The sequence below is a fragment of the Mesorhizobium sp. genome (assembly GCF_004962925.1).
Lineage (GTDB): Bacteria > Pseudomonadota > Alphaproteobacteria > Rhizobiales > Rhizobiaceae > Mesorhizobium.
Genome location: NZ_SUEO01000193.1, coordinates 6,489 through 12,261, shown reverse-complemented (window position 1 = coordinate 12,261; position 5,773 = coordinate 6,489). Strand labels below are relative to the sequence as shown.

General features: G+C 58.8%; 6 protein-coding genes. 2 read left to right on the top strand and 4 right to left on the bottom strand.

The features are described 5' to 3' along the window. From E5W87_RS27905 to E5W87_RS27895, 3 genes are all read right to left on the bottom strand, one after another. On the bottom strand, positions 1 to 502 hold a 502-nt coding region (locus tag E5W87_RS27905; protein WP_292404893.1), incomplete at its 3' end, for an ABC transporter ATP-binding protein. Positions 503 to 615: 113 nt separating this feature from the next. Further along, a complete protein-coding gene (locus tag E5W87_RS27900; protein WP_292404892.1) occupies positions 616 to 1,389 on the bottom strand; it encodes an SDR family NAD(P)-dependent oxidoreductase in 774 nt (257 codons plus the stop codon). A gap of 347 nt (positions 1,390 to 1,736) precedes the next feature. Beyond that, positions 1,737 to 1,976 carry a hypothetical protein gene (locus E5W87_RS27895; RefSeq protein WP_292404891.1) on the bottom strand — a complete coding sequence of 80 codons (240 nt, stop codon included), beginning with the start codon at positions 1,974 to 1,976 and terminating at the stop codon, positions 1,737 to 1,739. A 556-nt stretch (positions 1,977 to 2,532) separates the two neighbouring features. Between E5W87_RS27895 and E5W87_RS27890 the strand changes: the two genes are divergently transcribed. Then, complete coding sequence (locus tag E5W87_RS27890) at positions 2,533 to 3,105, top strand: transglutaminase-like cysteine peptidase (RefSeq protein WP_292404889.1); 573 nt, start codon at positions 2,533 to 2,535, stop codon at positions 3,103 to 3,105. Positions 3,106 to 3,308: 203 nt separating this feature from the next. On the opposite strand, the gene E5W87_RS27885 is transcribed toward E5W87_RS27890, so the two are convergent. Next, positions 3,309 to 4,448 (bottom strand): AraC family transcriptional regulator, encoded by a 1,140-nt coding sequence (locus E5W87_RS27885; RefSeq protein WP_292404887.1) that lies wholly within the window; start codon positions 4,446 to 4,448, stop codon positions 3,309 to 3,311. A gap of 96 nt (positions 4,449 to 4,544) precedes the next feature. On the opposite strand from E5W87_RS27885, the gene E5W87_RS27880 reads away from it, so the two are divergent. Next, a partial coding sequence (locus E5W87_RS27880) for a glycoside hydrolase family 3 N-terminal domain-containing protein (RefSeq protein ID WP_292404895.1) occupies positions 4,545 to 5,773 on the top strand: 1,229 nt, incomplete at its 3' end.

The window sequence follows — 5,773 nt, the reverse complement described above, 5'->3', positions numbered from 1 at the left end:
CGAACACCAGCGCACGCGCTATCGCGACCCGCTGCTGCTGCCCGCCGGAAAGTTCGTGAATGCGCCTGCCGCCATAGCCCCCTAGCCGGACCAGCGCGAGATATCGCTCGACGCGTTCGGGAATGGTGCGTGCGTCGCGCCGACGCATCTTCAGCGGGAAGGCGACATTCTCGGCCGCCGTCATATGTGGAAACAACGCAAGCCTCTGAAAGACCATGCCGATCGACCGCTTGTGCGGTGGCACCGCGCTTACCGCTTCGCCATTGATGAAGATCTCGCCGCTGCTCGGGGTCTGGAACCCGGCGATCATTCGCAGGAGGGTTGTCTTGCCGGACCCCGAAGGTCCCAGAATGGTGAGGAACCGGCCCTTCGGCAGATCGAAGGACGCATTCTTGACGGCATGAACCCCATCGAAATCCATCCCGACGTTGCGGACCGCGACTGCGATTTCCCTGCCGCCTTCCGCTTCGCGTGAAGCTATGGCCCGGAAAGCCTCCTGCATTGTGGTTCCCCTTTTGTCGCCGGTCGCATGCAAGAACGATCGGCGTATCAAGTGGTATATACAACCATATACAAGTCTGGTCTAGACGGTCCTTGTTGCACCGCACCTATCGCTTAGATAGATGCGAGATAGCCCCCGTCGACGGGGATGCAATGCCCGGTGACATAGGCGGATGCCCCGCTCGCCAGGAACACAACGGCTCCGGCCAGATCCTGCATCGTGCCGAAGCGCCGCTGCGGGATCTTGGCCAGCATCGCCGTCTGCCAGTCGGGATCCTCATAGAAGACATCCGTCATCGCCGTATGGAAATAACCCGGAGCGATGGCGTTGACGCGGATGCCGAGAGATGCCCATTCCGTAGCCAGCGCGCGCGTCATGCCCAGAAGCCCAGACTTGGACGAACCGTAAGGTACTGCGGTCGGAATACCGACATAGGAGGTCAGCGAGCAAAGATTGATGATCGCGCCGCCGCTGCTGCCGGCAGCCATCCGTCGCGCCGCAGCCTGCGCGCAGAAGAAGGCGCCCTTCAGGTTGGTCGACACGATGCGATCCCACACCGCCTCGTCAACGTCGAGCGAGGGCTGGACTTGCTCATAGCCGGCGTTGTTGACCAGAATGTCGAGCCCACCAAAGGCTTCCGCGACCTCGTCGACCACCACGCGGATGCGATCGGTGTCGAGCACGTCGAGAGACCGGCAAAGCGACCTGCGCCCGAGTGCGCCAATTCGGTCCTCCGTCTCACGAAGCGATGTTTCGTCGCGGGCGGTCACCGCGACGTCGGCACCAGCCGCGCAGAGCGCCTCCGCCATAGCTTGGCCGATGCCGCGGCTGGCGCCCGTCACCAGCGCTTTTTTTCCTGTCAGATCGAACAAGCGAGCGGCGTCCATGGCGTCACGGTTCCTGCATTCTCGAAAATTGCATGCGGGAAACGAACACCAGTTGCGGCCGGTTGTCTATACATCTTGCGCTGTTGCCGGGCGATCGCCACCAACCGGGCGGTCGCCACCAAAATGACGCGGCGCTGGGTCTTCCTCTTGCCGGTGCCTACGGAGGGTGGAGGGTATCTAGGAGTGGGGCAGCAATGTCAGCCGACCGTCCTGCAGGGGAGAAAGCCAGTCTTCGATGGCGGCCCGATTTCTTGCGCCGCCTGTCCAACCACCCTCGTTGCACGGCGGGTGATTGGACTTTTGTTGGTATAGCCATGCAGAAAATGGCGGGAGACAAGTTCAGTCTTTTAGCGGCCCGCCCAGGGTGCACGACGCTTAACAACCTTGCCGGCCTGTGGCTGTTCTTCTTTCGGGGCTACCTCAGACAGAGGCAAGGAAGCCGCATGATGGGTATCTAAGGTCATTTCGCTGTTGTCGACACCAGTAGCGAATCCGCGGGTCGGGTCGCGGTCTGGGTTTTGATTGGCAGCGAGAGAGACCCCTGTCGACAAGGCGAGGAGGGCGAAAGCCGTTGCAAGTTTGTTCATCGTATTTTCCTTTCTTAAAATGAGCAGACCCGCCAGTCGGCGCCTCGCGCAGTATTGACTCCTGCTTGTGAAATCGCCGTCGGCGTTCTGTCTCGTCACCATGACGAGGCTTCCTGCTCACGATTGAAACCTACGCCACGCCTGTCGCAGAGGTTTGCCCGAGCTCCATCGAATGTAACCGAATGTATGCGAAAGCCTCGTGGCTCTTGGATTTCGGTCGCCTCGACAAACTTTGCTACAATTTTTGCTCGGCCACCTGTCCGCGTTAGGGCTGTTGATGCCGAACTGCGCCGGTGCGGTTATGCGACAATACGTGAAGGTCATGATCTTCCGGTGGCTATGGAAGTTATCCAGCGTTAACCGCGCCGGCGCCCAGCATCAGCCGTTGGTGATGGCTCACGATCGCGGCTTTAAGCCGCGCGTCGGTTGCGTTGATGTGCTCATGAAAAGATGGTAACGCAATATTAAAGAGTGTTTCGGGTCGTTACTTTGGGCGGGGCGAATGGGATTGGTGATACCGCGGGCATGGCTGTGTGCCGGCCTACTGATAGGCTTGATGATGTCCGCGACGCCGATGGAGCAAGCTTCGGCCGATGCGGTGCATGGTGCCATGGCCATCGGGAAACGGACTTCCGTGCCGGTCGGCTATATCGAATTCTGCCGAAGGCAGGCCGCAGAATGCAGAATACGATTAGGCAAGGCTCCGCCAATCCTTATGAGCAGAGGGATGGAAGACAAGCTCGCGTCCGTCACCAAGCTTGTGAACAGATCGATCAAGCCCGCGAGCGATCTTGCCGTTCACGGAACGATGGAATTCTGGTCCTATCCTGACCGCGGGGTCGGCGACTGCGAGGACTACGTCCTGCTTAAGCGCCAGATGCTCACGCGGCAGGGCATATCGCTCTCGAACCTTCTGATCACTGTCGTCAAAAAGAAGGACGGCGAGGGGCACGCAGTGCTGACGGTCAAGACCGAGAAAGGCGACTATGTGCTCGACAACCTCAACGACGATGTGAAGCTTTGGTCGGAAACTGGATATAGATTTCTAAAAAGGCAATCGTCCACAGACTCAGGGCGCTGGGTTGCGATACTTGAACACCCCGATGTTCTGGTCGGCTCAGTCGACTGACCCTTTCGAATTGCGTCTGGACTACACTTGGTACTCCATGCCGTGTCCGAGAATGGCAGGGTTGACAGAGGTCGTGTGAAACGCAATTTGCGTGATAGGCCTACGGCCTCCGCCCGCTAGCATGGCTCGGGCTTCAGGCGATGGGCGCTGCAGTCGACCGGCACAGACCTCATGCCACAACTCGTACCAGCGGAGTTGGGAATTCAATCCAAACTTGCACTATGTGGCGCACGGAGCGCGATTTGTTTGCGTCCCGCTACATTGATGCCAACCGCAATTTCGGCGGCCTTGCCAAGATCGGCTGCGTAGCGGAGGAGAATCCTTTGTGCCTCCAAGGTATCTTCTTCCGTGAGTGCGCTTTGTACCCCCGGCAGATGGCGCGCGCGTCGAAACTCTGCGGGGCTGCACCCGAAACGACCCCTGAACTTATTGTAGAACACAGCAGGATTGCCGAAACCGTTTCGCTCCATGATCACACCAACGGTATGATCTGTCCGGTGGAGTTCGTCCGCTGCGGTGTCCAAGCGCAGGCTTTGGCAATAGTCGCGGTAGCCTATGCCCAAATGGCGCTTGAACAGGCGGGAAAGGTGGCTCAGCGTCAGTCCTTCAGCCGCGGCAATCGCACTCAGTCGCTGATTGTCTAGTTGCCCTTCGACTGCGCCCATAATCCTCAGGATTCGGTCTCGACTGTCGGACCGCAGGGGCGCTGCATCGCTATCTGCTTTCAGATGCGGGATCTGCCGATAGATGAAACAGGCAAGAAGATTGGCAACAGTCTGCCGAATTATGACCTCCTCGGGGCGACTCGTCTGATCAAGGATCAGCCGGGCCATGAAAGCCTTTATCGGAGCGATCCGATTCATGAACGGACGGCTATGGAGGAAGGAGCGGCAAAGGTAATGCCGGGATGCAAAACCGGGCAGGCCCATGCGCTCGAAATATCCAACATCGAGATGCGCGCCGCAGATCAGAGCATCGCGCGAAATCGAAGTCGAATTGTGCGGGACGTCGCTATTTATGATGATCACATCATCCTGCTTCATCTCGCAAGCCTGCTCGTCAACGACTAGGCGGAAGCTGCCTCGCAGCACGAAAAGTATCTCCATTTCACGATGCCAATGATAGGGCACATTGGCACGGCCATGCATGAAGGCACGGCAGTGAAAATCCTCCGCAGGCGCGTGATCCTCGAAGCTGCTGTCGCGGATTTGCAGTTCGCCGTCGGTTTTGAGATAAGCGATATTCATCATGGTTCCCAGGCCAACCTGCTTACTAGATATCAAAAACTGTCGTAGTTCCAGCGCAAGTTTCGCGGCTAGAAGAGAGCCGTGGCCGCGTGTCATCAATAGGTCATCTCTTGGCACAGCGGCGATGCCGCAATGGTGAGGCGAACCACCAGGGATGACCGGCGCGCGTCCGCAACAGCATATGGAATGACGATGACCTGGAATATTTCCGACAAGGAACTGACTGGTCTGCTGGCGCAGATGAGCATCGAGGAAAAGGTAGCGATGGTCAGCGGCCACGGCCTCTGGCGGACGGTCGCCAACTACCGCCTTAACATTCCCGAACTGCTGATGACGGATGGCACATATGGTGTTCGCTATTCGATCGAACAGATCGATGGAGCGCATGACGCAGACAACCAACTCGCCTCATTCCTGAGTGTCGTCAACACCGATCTCTCGACAGGGGTCGACAGCGCATTCGGCTCCACCCGTCCAGCAACGTGCTTTCCGAATGGTTCGTCGTTGGCCTGCTCGTGGGATCTCAATCTCGGATATGAACTTGGCGAAGCGCTCGCTGCCGAATGCCAAGCGTTCGGCGTCAACATATTGCTCGGCCCAGGTGTCAATATCCGGCGCACGCCGCTGGCAGGGCGAAGCTATGAATATTACGCAGAAGATCCTCTGCTGACGGGTGATATTGCCGCCGCTGTCATCAACGGCCTTCAGCACAATGGGGTGGGGGCTTCGCTCAAGCATTTCGCGTGCAACAATTCCGAAGTCCAGCGCACGACGATGAGTTCGGTCGTCGAGGAACGCGCCCTGCGCGAGATCTATCTGGCCGGGTTCGAACGGGCGATCCGCAAGAGCGATCCCTGGACCGTCATGAGCTCCTATAACCGGCTCAACGATGTTCAAACGGCTGAAGATCACTGGCTGCTGACCGAAGTGCTGCGCGACGAGTGGGGGTATGGCGGCGTCGTCGTGTCCGACTGGCACGGCATCAAGGACCGGCCGGCGTCGATGAATGCGGGTAACGACCTCGACATGCCCGAAAGCGGCGCCCGCAAGCAGGAACTTCTGACAGCGGTCGAAGACGGCCAGGTGTCAATGGAGACGCTTGATCGCTCGTGCCTGCGCATCTTGAAGCTTGTGCGTCTGGCCCGAAACGGTGTGAAGCCGAATGCCGAGGCCGACTTCCAAAAGCATCATGCCTTGTCCCGGCGCATGGCGGCCGAGTCGATCGTGCTCCTGAAAAACGAGAACGCCAGCCTTCCCTTACTTCCCGAGAAGCTCAAAAGGATCACGGTCGTTGGAGCCGCCGCCGTGGAACCGGTCATCCAGGGTTCAGGTTGCGCCACGACGAGGCCGACCGAGATCGACATCCCGCTGGAGGAGATCCGCAAACGCGCACCCGGCGTGGACATCGACTATCACACGGT